Annotated in this window: 23 protein-coding genes; all 23 read left to right on the forward strand. The window is 65.8% G+C overall.

Annotated features, from left to right (window positions below):
* The first annotated feature begins 9 nt into the window (after positions 1-9).
* Complete coding sequence (locus IEY26_RS05735; protein ID WP_229773934.1) at positions 10-630, forward strand: hypothetical protein; 621 nt, start codon at positions 10-12, stop codon at positions 628-630.
* Complete coding sequence (locus IEY26_RS05740; protein ID WP_188976729.1) at positions 618-1001, forward strand: hypothetical protein; 384 nt, start codon at positions 618-620, stop codon at positions 999-1001. The genes IEY26_RS05735 and IEY26_RS05740 overlap by 13 nt, the downstream gene beginning before the upstream one ends.
* Complete coding sequence (locus tag IEY26_RS05745; protein WP_188976731.1) at positions 998-1453, forward strand: hypothetical protein; 456 nt, start codon at positions 998-1000, stop codon at positions 1451-1453. Before IEY26_RS05740 ends, IEY26_RS05745 begins: the two co-directional genes overlap by 4 nt.
* Positions 1450-1662 carry a helix-turn-helix transcriptional regulator gene (locus IEY26_RS05750; protein WP_188976733.1) on the forward strand — a complete coding sequence of 71 codons (213 nt, stop codon included), beginning with the start codon at positions 1450-1452 and terminating at the stop codon, positions 1660-1662. Before IEY26_RS05745 ends, IEY26_RS05750 begins: the two co-directional genes overlap by 4 nt.
* Before the next feature lie 300 nt (positions 1663-1962).
* Positions 1963-2691, forward strand: a complete 729-nt coding sequence (locus IEY26_RS05755; protein WP_188976736.1) for a hypothetical protein — start codon at positions 1963-1965, stop codon at positions 2689-2691.
* Between the two features lie 28 nt (positions 2692-2719).
* Complete coding sequence (locus IEY26_RS05760) at positions 2720-3166, forward strand: hypothetical protein (protein WP_188976739.1); 447 nt, start codon at positions 2720-2722, stop codon at positions 3164-3166.
* On the forward strand, positions 3166-4776 hold the full coding sequence (locus tag IEY26_RS05765; protein WP_188976741.1) for a phage terminase large subunit family protein: 1611 nt from the start codon (positions 3166-3168) through the stop codon (positions 4774-4776). Before IEY26_RS05760 ends, IEY26_RS05765 begins: the two co-directional genes overlap by 1 nt.
* A gap of 108 nt (positions 4777-4884) precedes the next feature.
* Positions 4885-5067 carry a hypothetical protein gene (locus IEY26_RS05770; protein ID WP_188976743.1) on the forward strand — a complete coding sequence of 61 codons (183 nt, stop codon included), beginning with the start codon at positions 4885-4887 and terminating at the stop codon, positions 5065-5067.
* Positions 5060-6631 carry a phage portal protein gene (locus IEY26_RS05775; RefSeq protein ID WP_188976745.1) on the forward strand — a complete coding sequence of 524 codons (1572 nt, stop codon included), beginning with the start codon at positions 5060-5062 and terminating at the stop codon, positions 6629-6631. The genes IEY26_RS05770 and IEY26_RS05775 overlap by 8 nt, the downstream gene beginning before the upstream one ends.
* Entirely contained in the window at positions 6631-7449 is an 819-nt protein-coding gene (locus IEY26_RS05780) for a phage head morphogenesis protein (protein ID WP_188976747.1), read from the forward strand. Before IEY26_RS05775 ends, IEY26_RS05780 begins: the two co-directional genes overlap by 1 nt.
* On the forward strand, positions 7446-7598 hold the full coding sequence (locus IEY26_RS05785; protein WP_188976749.1) for a hypothetical protein: 153 nt from the start codon (positions 7446-7448) through the stop codon (positions 7596-7598). Before IEY26_RS05780 ends, IEY26_RS05785 begins: the two co-directional genes overlap by 4 nt.
* Before the next feature lie 75 nt (positions 7599-7673).
* Positions 7674-9068 carry an XkdF-like putative serine protease domain-containing protein gene (locus tag IEY26_RS05790; protein WP_188976751.1) on the forward strand — a complete coding sequence of 465 codons (1395 nt, stop codon included), beginning with the start codon at positions 7674-7676 and terminating at the stop codon, positions 9066-9068.
* Positions 9068-9994 (forward strand): phage major capsid protein, encoded by a 927-nt coding sequence (locus IEY26_RS05795; RefSeq protein ID WP_188976753.1) that lies wholly within the window; start codon positions 9068-9070, stop codon positions 9992-9994. Before IEY26_RS05790 ends, IEY26_RS05795 begins: the two co-directional genes overlap by 1 nt.
* 10 nt (positions 9995-10004) lie before the next feature.
* Positions 10005-10334 (forward strand): hypothetical protein, encoded by a 330-nt coding sequence (locus IEY26_RS05800; RefSeq protein ID WP_188976755.1) that lies wholly within the window; start codon positions 10005-10007, stop codon positions 10332-10334.
* Positions 10331-10798 (forward strand): hypothetical protein, encoded by a 468-nt coding sequence (locus tag IEY26_RS05805; RefSeq protein WP_188976757.1) that lies wholly within the window; start codon positions 10331-10333, stop codon positions 10796-10798. The genes IEY26_RS05800 and IEY26_RS05805 overlap by 4 nt, the downstream gene beginning before the upstream one ends.
* Before the next feature lie 2 nt (positions 10799-10800).
* Positions 10801-11424 carry a hypothetical protein gene (locus IEY26_RS05810; RefSeq protein WP_188976759.1) on the forward strand — a complete coding sequence of 208 codons (624 nt, stop codon included), beginning with the start codon at positions 10801-10803 and terminating at the stop codon, positions 11422-11424.
* Between the two features lies 1 nt (position 11425).
* Positions 11426-11776, forward strand: a complete 351-nt coding sequence (locus tag IEY26_RS05815; RefSeq protein WP_188976761.1) for a hypothetical protein — start codon at positions 11426-11428, stop codon at positions 11774-11776.
* Positions 11769-12152 (forward strand): HK97 gp10 family phage protein, encoded by a 384-nt coding sequence (locus IEY26_RS05820; protein ID WP_229773936.1) that lies wholly within the window; start codon positions 11769-11771, stop codon positions 12150-12152. Before IEY26_RS05815 ends, IEY26_RS05820 begins: the two co-directional genes overlap by 8 nt.
* Complete coding sequence (locus tag IEY26_RS05825) at positions 12149-12466, forward strand: hypothetical protein (protein WP_188976763.1); 318 nt, start codon at positions 12149-12151, stop codon at positions 12464-12466. Before IEY26_RS05820 ends, IEY26_RS05825 begins: the two co-directional genes overlap by 4 nt.
* A complete protein-coding gene (locus IEY26_RS05830) occupies positions 12463-12903 on the forward strand; it encodes a hypothetical protein (protein ID WP_188976765.1) in 441 nt (146 codons plus the stop codon). The genes IEY26_RS05825 and IEY26_RS05830 overlap by 4 nt, the downstream gene beginning before the upstream one ends.
* Positions 12904-12906: 3 nt before the next feature.
* Positions 12907-13398 (forward strand): hypothetical protein, encoded by a 492-nt coding sequence (locus IEY26_RS05835; protein WP_188976767.1) that lies wholly within the window; start codon positions 12907-12909, stop codon positions 13396-13398.
* Between the two features lie 8 nt (positions 13399-13406).
* The gene (locus tag IEY26_RS05840; protein ID WP_188976769.1) at positions 13407-13943 is read left to right on the forward strand and encodes a hypothetical protein; all 537 of its coding nucleotides are present in this window, start codon (positions 13407-13409) and stop codon (positions 13941-13943) included.
* Positions 13944-14094: 151 nt separating this feature from the next.
* Positions 14095-16242 carry a phage tail tape measure protein gene (locus IEY26_RS05845; protein WP_188976771.1) on the forward strand — a complete coding sequence of 716 codons (2148 nt, stop codon included), beginning with the start codon at positions 14095-14097 and terminating at the stop codon, positions 16240-16242.

Consider the following 16242-nt stretch of genomic DNA (forward strand, 5'->3'; position numbering starts at 1 on the left):
CCCGACAAGATGACGCCGCACGACGTCCCGTTCTTCGTCGACAACGGCGCGTTCACGGATTCGTTCGAGTGGGAGTCGTGGTTCGATGCGCTGGAGAAGGCAAAGGTGGAGATGCCGCGTCTCCCGGACTTCATTGTCTGGCCCGATGTCCACGGTGACGCCGAGGCGACGTTCGAGCTCTGCGACCGACTCTTCAACGTCGAGCTCAACCGAGAGGGGAGAGCACTCCTCGCCCGCCGTAGGGACTTCGACCGATTCATCGCACTCCATCCAGGCCTCCCACTCGACGAGCAGTTCGACCGCGCCCTCTCCCTCGGTGCCGACGGTGTCTTCGTGGGTGGCCCGTCACGCTGGCAGCGCTCCCGGGGAGCGGAGATCGTCCGCCGCGCGAAGGACGTCGGCTGCCGTGGAGTCAAAGAAACGAGCCGGCTTCGCGTCCACTTAGGGAACCCAGGGAGCGCAGAGGGTCTCGTCTGGGCGTACCGTGTCGGCTTCGACAGCGTCGACACCACGAGCATCTTCCAGAACCAATCCTGGGGCTGGCTCGAAGCGCTCGAAGCCGCGACCGACGAAACCCACACGCCGACGCCGGACACGGCACAGGCAGAACTCGGAGCGTGGTCGACGTGATCGACGACGTCTACCTGAGGGGTGACACTGCGGACCCCCATAAACCGGACGGCGACCTGATGCGAACGCCGTCGGGCCACGTCTACGAGATGGGGACATGGCACGACTGCGGTGTTAGTGACTGTCCCGCGAACGCTCCTCGGGAACGAACGGATCGAGACGAAGAGACTGAACCGCCGTCCAGGGCGATTTCCGGGCTGCTCTGGGAGTATGGCCAGCAGATGAACGCGGCGTCCACCCACATGGCGGCCGAGGGCGTCGAAATCAAGGGTCTGACCGTCCTCGAGTCCTACGACCGCGTCCTTCATCCGTGGATGCACGGCCGGCGTCCCCACGAGATCTACGAGCGCATCAGGGGGTGGTTCGCATGAGCGGGAGTCGCTACGAGCGCGGGTTCGTCCGGATGTTCTCGACGGGCGAGTGGTGGGCGCAGCGCGCGGCGGCCTCGGGATCGGCGACGGACGCTGACCTCCCGGATGTCACGTTCGCGCACGACGGTATCGGGTTCGCTGGCGAGCTGAAGACGACGTCGAGGCCGACGGCGTACGTCGACGCCGACGAAGTCCGAGCACTCCAGCGGTATGCCGCGGCCTACGGGATGCGTGCGTGCCTCCTCGGCCGCTGGAAGGGCGAGCGCGCTTACTACATCTGGAACCCAAACGATGTCGAGCGAACGGACGGTGGGAACTACCGCCTCAACCCACAGGATGGGACGCACGCCGCGATAGTCGTCGAACCCGGGGCGGCGTTCGCTGGCCGACGCCCCGAAGACTGGACCGGAGCGATGCTCGCCGACGCCCTCGCTGGAGGCGACCGGCCATGACGCCGAATGACGAGCGGATACTCGCCGTGCTCGACGACGCCGACCGCGCGCTCACGGCGGCCGAGATCGCGGAGCACACCGGCATCCCCCGGACGTCGGTGTACAAGAGCGTTCGTCGGCTCCGGAACGCCGACGAAATCGAGGCGCGGCCCTGTCTCTGGGACGCTCGGAAGACGGTCTACTGTCTGGAGACGGTAGCAACCGGTTAGCTTAACCAGCTATGCAGTGATGCAGTGAGTGTAGGAAGTCTCGGTGACCCCGTTCGGTGGTTTCGGGCGAGAGACGATGACCTACGGATTGCACCGCTCTCTGGAAGCCTCTCGAACGAGAACTCGCGCCTGCGCGCGACCACGTCGATGCCGTCGTAGTCAGGGCGCGTGCCCCTGGGGACAACTCGGGGATCGCGCCTTCTGATACGACTTTCCCACGGCCCAGTTTCATACCAGCACGCACACACGAATCCTTTTAAATACCATGAAGCAGACGAACGGCGCAGAACACCCACACCCATGACCAAACCCCGCGACCGACGCGTCCACCTCGCCCTCAAATGGCGGTACCTCGACAACCTCGACGTCGACGAAATCCAAGACCGCTTCCGCGAGAACGGCTACGGCGACTACGCCCCGTCGACGATCCGGAAGTACCTCAACGAGCAGCCGAAGGAGGAGGTCATCGAGCAGATCGAGAAGAAGCACGCCGACGTCCGCCTCCAGATCGCCGAACGCGAAGAGGAGATGTACAAGCGAGCTCGGGAAGCCGAATCCCAGGCCGTCGAGGACCAACCGCGGAAGCGCGTCGTCCCTGCGACAAGTCGCGTGTCCCAGAAGCAGACCCCGTTCTACACGAACCCGTGGGAGGTTCTCGACGCCGACGATGACCGCCGTCCGGAGTGGGCGACACCGGAGGACATCATCATCGTGTTCGACGAGGACGAGGAGGTCATGCTCGATCCGGGAGAGAAGTACCCGATCCGGGAGTTCGACGGCTCCCCAAAGTACACGACGTCGTTCGCCGGCCTCGACCGAGACGAACCCGATCTCCGCGCGAAGCAGTCGGCACGCCAAGAGCAGACCCAGCACCTCCAGGCGAAGGGCGAGATCCTCGGCGCGTACGAGCAGAACATCAACATCTCGGGCGAACTCGACACCGAGACCGAGATCTCCCTCGACGAAGACCTCGAAGAGGGGGTGCTTGAAGCCGTCCGGGAGGCTCAGAAGGAGGATGCCGCAGAGTGACCCGCCGAGGAGTCTGGAGGCAATCGGTGTGAGCATCGAAGAGGCCGTCCGCTGGGCCCTCCAGCCCAACCCAGAGAACGCCCGGACCTGGCAGCATCCGGTCGCGAAACTCCGCGCCGAAGCCTACTGTTTGGTGATCACGTTCGTCCCCCACTCCCGCAACTCCTACCAGCGCAAAGCCGTGACGCTCGTTCTTGTCGCCGGGTGGCTCTATATGTCCTGGCGGCAGCTCTCCCACCAGTTCGTTCCCACCTCACTCTACGGGCCGCTGTCCGCGATCATCTGGGTGCTCGTCGGCCGCTTCTACGGGATCGAGATCGATAAATTCGCGGCGCTCGCCGAGCAGGACTGGTCGGTAACCATCGAGACCGGCAGCCCGCCGCCGACGTCCCCAGATGAAGCGCTCGATGATGAGGACGTCCCCGTCGATCACGACGCCGGCGACGGAGACGGCGAAGACGGAGGTGGCGTGTGATGGCGTCCACTGGCGACGTCGAATCCGGGGCAGCGATGCGGCGAGCGAAGCGCGACGTTCTCAACCCCATCGAGAACCCGGACCGCTGGATGGACTTCGCGAACGAGGTCACCCGCGGCTACATGGGCGCGGAGCTCGACGACTACCACCTCCTTGGCGACCATCACCGCCAGTGGATCGAGGACTTCCAGGCCGACGAAGACCTCGTCCTCATGTGCCATCGGGACGGCCTGAAGACGACCATCAACATCGTCGTCCTCATCGCCCACCTCGAGTACCAACCGGGCTTCCGCGCTCACTGGATCGCGAACAACCAGGAGCAGGCGTACAAGAAGGCCGACGAGGAACTCTCCAACTTCATCGAGCGGAACCCCTGGCTCGTCGAGCTGAACAAGCCGATGGAGAAGGACTCGAAGACGTCGAAGACGTGGGCGAACGGCTCGAAGCTGAACGCCGGCTGGCTCTTCGGCGGCATCGAGGGCGACCGCAGCCACCTCCTGGTGCTCGACGACGTCATCAAGGAGCACGGCGACGGCGACACCGACCGCATCCTCGACTGGATCGAGGGCGTCACCGTCCCGATGGTCAAGGACGGCGGCCACACCGTCATCATCGGGACGCGGAAACGCCCCGACGACATCTACGCGCACTTCAGGAGTCAGGAGGGGTACGCCGTCCGCGAGTATCCAGCCGTCCTCGACGTCTGGGACCAAGAGTTCCGTGAGGACGCTGACTGGGAGGCGCGGCGTCCCGACCCCGGACTCTACAGCGAGGTCGATGACCCCTGGCACGAGGGCGAGACCATGCAGGTCCTCTGGCCAGACGCCCGCGGGCCGGAGTGGCTCGCCGACAAGCGCACGAAGATGAGCGACCACCGCTTCTGGCGCGAATACTCGCTCGTGCTTCGGGGCGCGGCGGGCGATCTCCTCGACGCCAGCGCGGTGAACCGGCTCGTCGACGACGGCGGCTGCAGTATCCGCGGCCGCCAGCCCCCACGCGAGTACACGGCGGGGGCCGGCGAGGCCGTCATCGTGGCACACGACCCTGCGGCGTCGAAGACTGGTGACCGGGCGGCGTTCGTGACAGAGCTCGTCCGCCGGGACGGTCGCCGCGTCCCCCTCGACGTCCAGTACGGTAAGGGCCTCCAGCCCTCGGACGTCAAGGCGACACTCACCGACCTCGACGAACGCTACGACCCCGCGATGGTCGTCATCGAATCGAACGGGATGCAGACGTACGTCGCGAACGACGCCATCGAGTTCTCCGCGAGCCTGCGCGGGAAGGTCCGCGGCATGTCGACGTCCGGCCAGAAGCACTCGTGGGAGAACGGCATCCCCCGGTTGCAGACGCTTGTCGAGAACGGTGGGATCCTCTTCCATCGCGGTGACGACGGGGTCGAGGATCTCATCCAGGCGATGCTCTCCCTCAAGATGGAGGATAACAAGCTGAAGGGCCACACGCCCGACCTCGTCGCGGCGTGGTACATGGCGGAGAAGGGTATCCAGGCGTTGGAGAAGGCGGGCGTCCTTGACGAGACGGACCCCGGCGCTGACGGCGACGACGACACGCATCGAGACGCGAACACCGGCCTCGGCATCAACACACTATGACTCAACATCCCAGCAAGGACGAAGACAGCGAGGAACAGACGAAGCACGCTATCGCCGGCGGCGAGGACGTCGTCGACAAACTCCAGCACGCGACCGACGGGGACGACGATGAGTGAGGCGTTCAAGTGCGATTTCTGCGAAGAGTTCAAAAAAGGCGAGCCCGCCGAGGAACTCTTCCGGAAAGAACACATCGACAGGCAGGGGACCGACGTCATCCACGTTGCAGACGTCTGCCATCCCTGTTGGGACGAACTCGGTCCGCAGTCTCAGGAGGTGAGTGGCGATGAGTGACGGAGACAACGAAGGCGAGCACACGGAGACCATCGAACTCCGAGCGTCGACCGAGCGCGGTGTTCCGTCGCCGAAGGGTCGGGAGAAGTCGACGACGAGCCAGCAGGAAGAGGCGGCGAAGTGGGAGGAAGGGCCGCACGACACCATCAACCCGCCCTACCCGCTGGAGAAGCTCGCCCAACTCTCCGAGATCAACGAGACGCGGGACGTCGCCGTCCGAAAGAAGGCGAAGTACACCGCCGGCTACGGCTTCGACATCGTCCCAGCCGACAGCGCCGACGCCGACGACCCACCCGGCGAGGACGTCGTTCGCGAGTTCTGGGACGGAGGGAAATTTACGCTCGGGCCGGACGCGATGGCGACGACGTCAACGGCGCTCCTCGAACGAGCGATGCAGGACTACGAGGGCATCGGGTTCTTCGGCTTAGAGGTGCTCGTTCAGGGGGACGGCACGCCCATCGGTCTCGCGCACGTCCCCGCGCAGACGCTTCGCCGTCGGCAGGAGACGTCGGAAGGCTGGGTGCAGATCCGGAACGGAGAGACGCAGTACTTCGCGCCGTTCGGTGCGCGGTACTCCGACGAGGGCGAGGAGCAGTACTTCATCGACCCCGAGACCGGGGAACGCCAACCGGATGCGGATGGCGCGGCGAACGAACTGATTGTCCTGCACAACCCTGCGATCTCCTCGGTCTACTACGGCCTCCCCGACGACGCCTCAGCGATCCAGACCATCCAGGGCGACCAGGCGGCGAAGACGTTCAACGTCTCGTTCTTCGAGAACGACGGCGTCCCCCGAATCGCCGTGATGGTCGAGGGAGGAACCGTCTCCGACCGGACGCGTGAGGACATCCGGAATACGTTCATGGCCTCGAAGGGCGCAGAAGAATCGCATCGGACGGCGATTATCGACGTCGAACCCACGGCGAACCCGATGGACGACCTCTCCGGAAATGGCTCCTCGCAGAACGTCTCCATCAAGGTCGAGCCACTCACCGTCGGCGTGGAAGAGGACGCGAGCTTCACGGAGTATCGCCGGCATAACGAGCACGAAATCCTCAAGGTCCATGAGGTCCCGCCGGCCGTCGCCGGCTACACGGACTCCGCGAACTTCGCGCAGGATTCGCAGGCCCAGCGGGAGCAGTTCGCGGAGGACGTCATCCAGCCGCGTCAGCGCGCCCTCGCGATGCGCCTCTACGAGACCATCCACAAGGTCGGCCTCGACGTCGACGGCTGGACGCTTGAGTTCAAGCTCCGCGGCGCGTCGAACCGGCAGAAGGAGGTGGAGATCGCGTCGACGGTCGCGCAGGGGAACTCTGCGAACGCGATCACGGTGAACGAACTGCGGACGGAGTACCTCGACCTCCCGCCCCTCACAGATGACGCCGGCGACCCGCTCCCGATGGGGCAGCTCCTCCTCACCGAGGTCGGGAGCGTCCCGTCCGGCCCCCGCGGCGACATCCAGGCGGCCGTCGACGATGCCATCGAGGAAGCGAAGCGCGAGCAGCGCGCGGAAGACCTCGGCTACGACGTGGAAGCCCGCTCCGACGGTGGGGGTGAGGGGTAGTGTGCCAGGCCTGCCGGCGTGCGGGTAGCCAGGACGTCCTCCACAAGAGTCCCGGCGATGTCCACCGCCGAGCCAAGTACGCGCCGTCGGTCGAGCGCTTCATCGAGCAGTACTCCCGGGAGTACGCTCGCGAGCTGAAGCAGTCCGAGGTCGAGCTCCTCGAAGCGCTTCGGGATGGCCGGCTGCAACTCCTCAACGAGAACGCGCTCCACGGGCAGGTCCGGGAGATCTTCGTCGACGGCCGCGCCGAGTACGACGCCGTCGTGAAGGGGATGCATATCGACGGCGCGGACGCCGGCCGGGAGGTCGCCATCCAGCGGCACGCCCTCGATATCTCGATGGACCTCACCCGCGACGAGGTCATTCGGGTACTGGAGTCGAACGCGCTCGCGATGAGTGAAGCGACCACCCAGCGCATCGTCGGTGACCTCTCGGAGGCGCTCGCCCGCGGGTACCGCGAGGGGATGAGTATCCCCGATATCGCGGACGTCCTTGAGGACGAGGTCTTTGAGGATATGCGGGGGTGGGAGTCGGAGCGGATCGCTCGGACGAACGTCGTCAGTGGGAGCAACAAGGGGGCGACCGAAGCCTACCGTGACTCGGGGGCGGTCGGGAAGGAGTGGGTGGCGACGTCCGGGCCGCGGACGCGGAAGACGCATCGCGAAGCCGACGGTCAGGTCGTCCCCATCGACGGGACGTTCGTTGTCGGCGGCGCGCAGGCTGACCACCCCGGCGACGCGAGCCTGCCGCTTGACGAGCTCATCAACTGTCGATGCACGGTCGCGCCCGTCCGCGACCCCGCGAGGCTTGGAGCATGACCGGCGAGAACGTCTACCTGAGTGAGCGCGCGCTCGAAGTGCTCGACGACGTCCAGTCAGATTTCGAGGATCGCTACGGCTTCGAGCCGTCACTCTCGCAAGCGATCATCTCGCTCGCCGATGGTCACGAGACTTTCGGCGACGAGTAGTCACAAGGTTTCTTCAGAGAACACGATATAACGCGATAAAGGCCTTTACAGCGTCCAGTGCGTGGATTTAGACGCATGAGCACCGAGTCCCGACAGTCGCTATCGAAGACTGTCGAGATGAAGGCCGTCGACGACGAGCGGCAGATCGCTGTCGGCGGGGTGCTCGTCCCGAACAAGGTCGACCTCCAAGGCGACTTCGTCCGACCTGAGACCATTCAGGCGCTCGCGGATGACTTCATGCGCCGACTCCAAACCGGCGGCGACGCCGAGGGCGGCGTGATGCACGCCGCGTTCCCCGGCAGCGACGATGTCACCCTCGCCGAAAACGACGTCCTCGACGAAGCTCGGACCGTCGGCGGGAAAACGTTCCCTGCTGGCACCTGGCTGCAGTCGTGGAAGTTCCACGACGACCGCCTCTGGCGACTCGTCAAGTCCGGCACGCTCGCTGGCTACAGTATCGGCGCGCGCGAAGTGCTCGCGAAGGAGTACTCGCCCGACAGCGTCCCGGCTGGCGTCGTCGTCCCCGATTACCACTCGGACGGCGAGCCCGTCGAGGAAATTGTCGGCGGGAAGATCGTCGAGGTGTCCTCGGTGGACATCCCGGCGGTTCCCGACGCCCAGATGGTCTCCCTCAAGAGCGCGGATGACCTCGCGAAAGCGCAGGACGCGCTCACCGAGGGGATGGAGGCGTGCGTCACGGTCCTCCAAGATCGCGGCCACGGCGAGACGGAAGCGACCGAACTCTGCACCTACCTACAGGACAACACCAAGATGACCGACGACCCCGACGGCGACGACGCCGGCGGGGAGACACCCGAGAAAGACGTGGACGAAGACGCCGGCTCGGATGGCGGGCCGGAGAAGTCGGCCGACGAGGCCGGACTCTTCGCCCGCGTCGGCCGCGCCGTCTTCGGCGGCGAGAAATCCGCCGAGGAAGCCGTCGAAGCTGCAGAGGCCGAGGCGGAGAAGGCCGGTCGCGTCCTCTCGAAGGCGAACCGCGAACGCGCGATGACGATCCACGATGAAGCGCTCGCGATGGTCAAGTCATCGAGTCAGGTCGACACGAGTGACTACCAGGCGTTCGCCGACGACCCGAGTGTCTCCTACGACGGCAGCGGGACGAGCAGCAAGCAAACTAACTCTACAGAACCCGACATGAGTGACAAGAACGAGGACGAACCCCCTGAGTGGGCGAAGAGCCTCATCGACGACGTCGAAGAGCTGAAGAACGATATCGCAGAAGAGAAGACCGAGACCGAACCCGAAGAGGGCGAGGAGAAGTCCACCGACGGGGAGGAGGAGGAGATGCCCGAATGGGCGAAGAGCCTCCAAGAAGACATCAACGAGACGAAGAGCGACCTCGACGACCTCGCCGAAGCTCGCGGGAAGAGCCAGCAGATCGGCGGCGAAGGCGACGAAACCGAAGCGGATGGCTGGGAGAAGACGTTCGGCATCCCGGGTGACGCCTGATGTCGAGCGCGAACCGCGACGCCCTCGACAAGGTCACCACGGGTGACTTCGCCGGCGGCGGCCTGCTGAGCGACAAGCAGTTCGAGCAGTTCTACCAAAAGGTCCAGGACCAGACGGTTCTGATGCCTCGTATCCGAATCCAGCCCGTCGACGCTCCCAAGGGCCAGATCGACAAGATCGGCGTCGGCGAACGCCTCCTCCGCGAGGCAACCGAGGGGGAGTCCTCGGGCGACAGTGGCCTGAACTCGCCGAACACCGGGAAGATCGACTACTCGGTGACGAAGGTGGAACTCCCGTGGGAGCTCTCGAACGAGACCCTCGAAGACACCATCGAGCACGAGAACACGGCGAACATCCTCCTCAACAAGTTCACTCGCCAGTTCGGTGTGGACATCGAGGACCTCGGCGCGAACGGCGATGAATCCAGCGGCGATTCCTTCATCGGCATCGAAGACGGCTGGATCAAGCTCGCGACCGACCAGGGGAGCCCGACCTACGATCACCAGAACGCCGCCATCGACAAGTCGGTGTTCTCGAACGTCCGTCACCTCCTCGATCAGAAGTACAAGCGGACTCAGAACCTCGTGTTCGTCGGGTCCGGCTCGCAGAAGGAGGAGTTCGAGGAGTACGTCACCGACCGGTCGACGGCGGCTGGGGACGCGATGCTGATGAACGGCGACGACCCGACGCCGTTCGGCTACGACTGGATCACTCCTCCGTCGTGGCCTGACGACACCATCATGTTCGTCGACCCGCAGAACCTCCTCTTCATCCCCCAGCGCCGGCAGAAGGTCAACATGACGACGGAGGGAGAGGCCATCGTCCGCCGCGACCTCTACGCGATCTACAACATGATCGCCCGCGCCGACTTCCAGATCGAGGAAGCCGAGGGTGTCGCACTCGCCACGAACATCGCGGCTCCGTGAGGTACCACTGATGGGAATCACTTACACGAAGCAGGACGATGACTGGGACGGCGCGCATTCTCGACTCGTGCGCGTTCTCGCAGCGTTCGACGCGAGCTACACGAACGGCGGCGAGGCCCTGGCCGCGAGCGACGCGGACATGGCGAGCATCGAGCGCGTCGTCGTCGAGGAGACCGTCACCGAATCCGGCTACGTCGTCGGCTACGACGAGAGCGCCGGCGTGCTCAAGGCCTACGCAAGTTCCGGGACTGCCGGGAACCCACTGCAGGAGGTCGCGGACGCCGCCGACCTCTCCGGCGAAACCGTCACGCTCACCGTCTACGGGAGGGGGTCCGCATGACCTACGCGGTGGTGACGCTCAAGGACCGCGAAGATGGTGGCCCGATGCGCTACCGAACTGCTGACGGCGTCGACGTCTCCGAGACCGACCCAGATGCGTTCGTCGACCACGACGGCCTCGACGACTGGCTCGAAGGCAAGCCCCTCCTCGTGAAGGCCCGCGGCCTCGACGACATCCGCGACATCTGCGGCCCGGGCATCATCCCGGCGGAGCATGGTGGCGAGCCGGCGGAGGAGCCCACCGACGAGCCGACGGACGCGACACCCGCGGAGGCGCTCCCGGACGATCTCGTTGACGTCCTCGACGACGGTACTATCGGGGATCTGGAGGACGCGCTCGCGACGGGCGAGTACGACGGCGTCCTCGATCTCGCCCAGGACTACGAGGTCGCGCATCAGGATCGCGAGGGCGCGGTGGACGCCATCCACGGGCGCGCCCGAGACCTTGCAGAGGAGGCTAACTGACGATGCCCGCCCCGTACGTGTCCGTCGAGGAGCTCGAAGCCGAGTTGTCGTGGACGGCCGAGGACCTCGGCGTCCCGACCACGGACACCGACGGGGACGGCACCCCCCAGTGGACTAACCTCCTCGAACGCCTCCTCCGCGAGGAGTGCGAACGCGTCGACGACTGGCTCGGCACGACCTTCGAGATCACGACCACGACCGCGACGCTCGACGGAACCGATGGGGATGAACTCCCGCTTCCGAAGCGTCCCGTGCAGTCGGTCGCGTCCGTCACCATCCACACGGAGGACGGCGACACGACCGTTCCGGTCGAGGACGTCGTCGTGGAGGAGGCGTTCATCGCACTCCTCCCGTCGGCCGACGTCGACGCGTTCCCCGACGGCCGCCGCTCGGTATCCGTTGAGTGGACATACGGCTACGAGACCGTCCCCGGCCCGGTCCGCGAGGGCGTCATCCGGCTCGTCCGGAAGCGCCTCGCGATGATCGAGGAGGACGGCCTCAAGCAGGAGTCCGTCGGCGACGGGTCGTGGACGTACCAAGTCCCCGCTGACGTCCGCCAGGAGGTCCGGGCGAGTGTCGCTCGCTACGCGCCGCCACGGTACTCGCCGGCGGCGGAGGTCATCTAAGATGGCACGGAACCGTATCCGCGCGAAGGCGACGCACAACGCGACCGTCACCGAACGCCAGGAGACCGGCACGAACCCGGCCGGCGAGCCACTCTACGACGACGTCGAGGTCGTCGCCGGGATGCCCGTCCGCTACCAAGCCGCCGGGAAGGGCTGGGTGCGCGAGGTCGCGGGCGAGCGCGTCCGCGAAGCGCCCTCGATGCAGGTCCCAGCCACCTACCAGGACGACCTCAACGAGGGGCAGACGATCACGCTCTCCGACGGCCGCGAGTTCACGGTCGTCAAGATCAACCCACGGTACGGGCGCGCCGGCGTCGACCACCTCGAACTGGAGGTGGAGCGCAGTGGCTAACGGCCCGATCAAGATCGAGTGGGAGAACGGCCACGCACCGAAGGACGTCAAGCAGCGTCTCCGCCGGCTCGTCGAGGAGCTCCGGTCCGAACTCAAGGGCGCGATGGAGTGGGCGGTCGACAAGATCGAGGCGACGGCGAAGAAGCTCGCCCCGGTCGACACCGGCCGACTCCGCTCCGATATCAACAACGCCGTCAACCGTATCGCCCGAGACGCCGTCCGCGGCCGCGTCGGGAACAGCGTCGAGTACGCGCCCGTCCAGGAGTACGTCTACAACCCCTACCTCGGACCCGCCCTCGAAGCGCACGTCGTCGAGATTCGCGATCACTTCGAGCGAGTCGTCAGCGAGGTCTGCGGCGAGGTGAGCCGCTCGTGACTGACGAGCAGCCGCGCGACGAGGAGGGCAACTACGCGGAGAAACCCGACGAGTCGAATGATGGTGACGGGGCGACGAACTCCGTCGACGACCGCTGGTGGCTCACGAACGACGTTGTCACTCTCGGTCTGAACGCGGCGTTCATCGGCCTGATCTACCTCGACGCGCTTGACCATGCGGCCCTCGGCGACATCCCGGCGATGGCGTGGATGGGGCTTCTCGCCCTCGTGCTCGGCGCGAACTTCTGGGCGTTCGGCCCAGCCGCTCGCGACGCCTGGCAGGCTGTGCAGAAGAACGGGGGTGGCGGGAAGTGAGCAGCGAGAGCGCGCCGAAGTCGAGTGAGGTGCTCGTCGGCCTCATCCAAGCGCTCCAGAACGACGCGGACGTCGTCGACGCGCTCGGCGACGCGGGCCGGATTAGCATCGGGAGTCCCGCCGACGAGCAGGACGACCCGGTCGTCCTCCGGCTCAGCCTCTTCGACGGCGACGGCACACACCGCGGGACGGGAGCGACCCGCCACCGCCACACCGTCCAAGCATCCGTCATCGCGACGCGCGACTGGCGGGAATCGAACGGCATCCTCGCGATGCGCGAAATACTCGACCACGCCAGCGACGTCCTCGACATCGGGGGCGGCGTCTCCTGGCTCGTCCCCCGCGGCCCCGGCGGCACCGGCGGTCCGGAGATGAGTGAGGGGCAGCGTACGACCATCGCGGCGCGCTGGCGCTACCAGACAACCCACATCAGATAATCCATGAGCTCAGCAGGAGAAGCACCGAGCGAACTGACCGGGGCGTTCATCGAGATCGCGAAAGTCACCGACCTCGGAGCAACCGGCGAATCGGAGACCGTCGTCGGCAACACGACCGCCGACGTCAGCATCAGCAAGGACCAGACGAATAGCGAGACGAACAAGCACAGTCAGCGCCGGAGCGTCCGAACGAAGACCTACAACACTCTCGACATCGAGGTGCCTGCACTCCTCGTCCCGGGCGCGTCCCAGCTGGAGACGATGGGCGTCGTCGACTCCGACGGCGAGGAGATCTACGGCGATGTCTGGGACGCCTGCCGCATCCACATCTACGACAAGGAGCCGGCGACGGCGTCGAGCCCGGCGCAGACGTTCGAGTTCGAGAACGTCGAGTGGGACTGGAGCGAGATCAGCCTCCCCGAGGACTACGGCGAGATCTCGTTCACCGGCTGGGTCCACGGCGCATGGCGGCGCGGAAAAACCGCGACCTCGTAAGATGACCCATGTCTGCTAACCCCACCACTCCGAACGCACCGGACTACGAGAACGACGACGTCGCCCAGGAGCTCCGCGAGCGTCGCACCTCCATCGAGGACGAGCGCGAGACCGAGCTGAAGGAGAACCTCTCGACGAAGGAACGCCTCCAGCAGGCGCGCCGCGAACGCAAATCCTTCGAGATGGACGTCGACGGCATCTCGCTGGAGTTCGCGCCGCCCGGCGGGATGCAGTCGGAGCGCCTCACGGAGATCGGGATGGAGTGGATGACGCTCTTCGACGGTCTCGACGAGGACCTCCCCGAGAGCGAGGAGGAACTCGACGACGTCCGCGAGCAGAGCGAGGAGGTCGCCGAGAAGGTCGGCGAGTACGGCCGGGAGCTCGCGGAGATCCTCGCTGACTGCAGCACCGACCCCGACCTCGACACGGCGTTCTGGCGGGAGACGTACACTACCGCAGAGCGCATCGAGATGAGCCAACGCCTCATGGCCGGTGGCGAGGACCCGATGACGGCGGAGGAGGTCGAGCAGTTTCGCTCGGAGTGACGTCGGCCAGTGGTGGTTCGGCCTCCTCCGCGACTTCGGGATGACCCCCAGCGAGTGGGGCGAGCTTCCACGCGAGGAGCGAGAGTACCTCGAGGTCGCGTCCCTCGAAGCGAGCGAACAAATGCAGTCCGAAATGCCCAACACCTAACTTATGTTTGACAGTCTCGTCACCGGTCTCACGCTCAACTCCAAGGGCTTCACCGCCGGCGCGACGCGAGCCGAGCAGTCGATGGACTCCCTCGAAGACCGAGCCCGGTCACTCGGGGCGTCCATGCAGGACGTCGGCGCGCAGATGTCGATGTTCGTCTCCCTCCCACTCCTCGCCGCCGGCGCGGCCTCAGTCAAGGTCGCGTCCGATATCCAGGAGCTCCAGAACCGGATGGAGGTCACGTTCGGCGAGTCGACACAGCAGATCGTCTCGTGGTCGAAGACGTTCGCGCGAGAAACCGGCCGGAGTCGCTATCAGATGCAGAAACTCGCGACGACGCTCGGCACGACGTTCTCCTCAATGGGGTTCGCGGAAGACCGCGTCATCTCGATGAGCCAGAAGCTCTCCCAGCTCGCCGTCGACCTTTCCTCGTTCTACAACGTCTCGACAAGCGACGCGCTCAACCGTCTCCGGAGCGGCCTCGTCGGCAACCACGAAGCCCTCGACAAATTCGGGATCGCCATCACGGAGGCCCGCCTCAAGCAGGAGGCCTACCGGGCGGGGATCGCGGCGACCGGCGCGGAACTCACCGAGCAGGAGAAGATTCTCGCGCGGATGAGCCTCATCCAGCGGAGCGCGTCCGACGCGCAGGGCGATGCGGCGCGGACGTCCGAGGAGTTCGCGAACCAACTCCGATCCCTCAAAGCGCAGGCGCGGGAGACCGCCGCAATCTACGGGGAGATGCTAATACCGACCGCGAAGACACTCGTCACGACCACCCGCGGGCTCACCGAGTGGTTCGGGAGTCTCTCCACGAGGCAGCGGCAGGTCGTCATCGGGCTGTCCGCGGTCGCCGCGGCGATGGGGCCGCTTATCTTCCTCTTAGGGACATCCTTATCGCTCTTTGCAGGGGCCTCTGCGGGGGCCAGCGCGCTCGCGAGTGCGATGGGCTATTTAGCCGCCATCAACACGGGCGCGGTCGTCCCGTCCTTCCTCGCCGTCGACGTCGCCGCCGCCCCCGTCCTCCCGATCCTCCTCGCCCTCGCCGGCGGCGCGGCCGTTCTCGGCGGTGCGTGGGCGACGAACTTCCTCGGCATCCGCGATAAGACCGAGGCCGCCTTCGGTTTCATCGAGAAGAACTGGAGCACCATCCGCGCGATTATCCTCGCGCTCATGGGGCCGATTGGCTGGCTCTACACTGCGTGGGATAAGAACCTCCTCGGCATCCAGAACCGTGTCGCCCAGACCCAGCAGTGGGTGACGAACAACTTCGGTCTCATCAAGGACGCCGCGATGTTCCTGATTGGACCGGTCGGCTGGCTCTATCTTGCGTGGAAGAACAACCTTGGCGGGATTCGTGACATCACTAACTCCGTCGCGTCCGCTGTTGTTGGTGGCATCCAGTGGATGCTCCAGCAGATCGAGAAGGTCCCGGGAACGGTGAAGTCCGCGATCAACTCCATCCCGGGCGTCACCGTTAACGACCTCTTCCCGCCGAAGCCCGGTGAGGCCGAGGCGCGCGGGCAGGCCGCGGGCGAGCAGACCGTCGCGGCGTACAAGGACTCGATCTCGAAGTCGTCGGCGTCGCCGTTCCCGTCGGCGAGCGCGTCGAAGCAGGCCGGACTTACTGCCGGGAAGGCGTTCAGCGAGGGCGTCCAGACCGGCGCGTCCGGCGGTGCGATCAAGACGAGCGGGCTGACGCCGGCGATGCGGGAGTTTATGAAGAGTCACGGTGACGAGTACGGGTTTAAGACGTCGAATCTGGAGGATACCCCGATGACGGTGTCGGAGAGCCTCTGGACAGGGATGGCCGAGCACGGCGGTGTGAGTCCGTCGAAGCTCGGCATCTCGAATAGCGAGTTCCAAGCGCTCGCCCAGCGCTACAGCGGGGGCGGGACGTCGGGGACGGCGTCGGCGGCGACCGATGCGTTCTCCGGTGGTTCGTCGACGTCGACGGCCACTGGGAGTGGGTCGCTATCGGCGTCGGAGATCGCGGAGGCGATCCAGACGGCGCTCGATGGACTCGCCGTCCTCCTCAAGACGGACGACCCGACGCTCGACGAGGTTATCGACGACCGCGCGGACCTCGCCGTCGACGAAGCGCTCCAGAAAGAGAAGCTGAAGCAGGAGAACCGCGGACTCCGCGGCTAA

This window comes from Halocalculus aciditolerans (assembly GCF_014647475.1).
Taxonomy (GTDB): Archaea; Halobacteriota; Halobacteria; order Halobacteriales; family Halobacteriaceae; genus Halocalculus; species Halocalculus aciditolerans.

Coding starts and splice junctions, on each gene's coding strand:
- IEY26_RS05775 (WP_188976745.1), top strand. CDS start 5,060: ATGAGTGACGGAGACAACGAAGGCGAGCACACGGAGACCATCGAACTC.
- IEY26_RS05795 (WP_188976753.1), top strand. CDS start 9,068: ATGTCGAGCGCGAACCGCGACGCCCTCGACAAGGTCACCACGGGTGAC.
- IEY26_RS05770 (WP_188976743.1), top strand. CDS start 4,885: ATGAGTGAGGCGTTCAAGTGCGATTTCTGCGAAGAGTTCAAAAAAGGC.
- IEY26_RS05745 (WP_188976731.1), top strand. CDS start 998: ATGAGCGGGAGTCGCTACGAGCGCGGGTTCGTCCGGATGTTCTCGACG.
- IEY26_RS05815 (WP_188976761.1), top strand. CDS start 11,426: ATGGCACGGAACCGTATCCGCGCGAAGGCGACGCACAACGCGACCGTC.
- IEY26_RS05755 (WP_188976736.1), top strand. CDS start 1,963: ATGACCAAACCCCGCGACCGACGCGTCCACCTCGCCCTCAAATGGCGG.
- IEY26_RS05735 (WP_229773934.1), top strand. CDS start 10: ATGACGCCGCACGACGTCCCGTTCTTCGTCGACAACGGCGCGTTCACG.
- IEY26_RS05765 (WP_188976741.1), top strand. CDS start 3,166: ATGGCGTCCACTGGCGACGTCGAATCCGGGGCAGCGATGCGGCGAGCG.
- IEY26_RS05835 (WP_188976767.1), top strand. CDS start 12,907: ATGAGCTCAGCAGGAGAAGCACCGAGCGAACTGACCGGGGCGTTCATC.
- IEY26_RS05785 (WP_188976749.1), top strand. CDS start 7,446: ATGACCGGCGAGAACGTCTACCTGAGTGAGCGCGCGCTCGAAGTGCTC.
- IEY26_RS05750 (WP_188976733.1), top strand. CDS start 1,450: ATGACGCCGAATGACGAGCGGATACTCGCCGTGCTCGACGACGCCGAC.
- IEY26_RS05845 (WP_188976771.1), top strand. CDS start 14,095: ATGTTTGACAGTCTCGTCACCGGTCTCACGCTCAACTCCAAGGGCTTC.
- IEY26_RS05805 (WP_188976757.1), top strand. CDS start 10,331: ATGACCTACGCGGTGGTGACGCTCAAGGACCGCGAAGATGGTGGCCCG.
- IEY26_RS05840 (WP_188976769.1), top strand. CDS start 13,407: ATGTCTGCTAACCCCACCACTCCGAACGCACCGGACTACGAGAACGAC.
- IEY26_RS05810 (WP_188976759.1), top strand. CDS start 10,801: ATGCCCGCCCCGTACGTGTCCGTCGAGGAGCTCGAAGCCGAGTTGTCG.
- IEY26_RS05800 (WP_188976755.1), top strand. CDS start 10,005: ATGGGAATCACTTACACGAAGCAGGACGATGACTGGGACGGCGCGCAT.
- IEY26_RS05790 (WP_188976751.1), top strand. CDS start 7,674: ATGAGCACCGAGTCCCGACAGTCGCTATCGAAGACTGTCGAGATGAAG.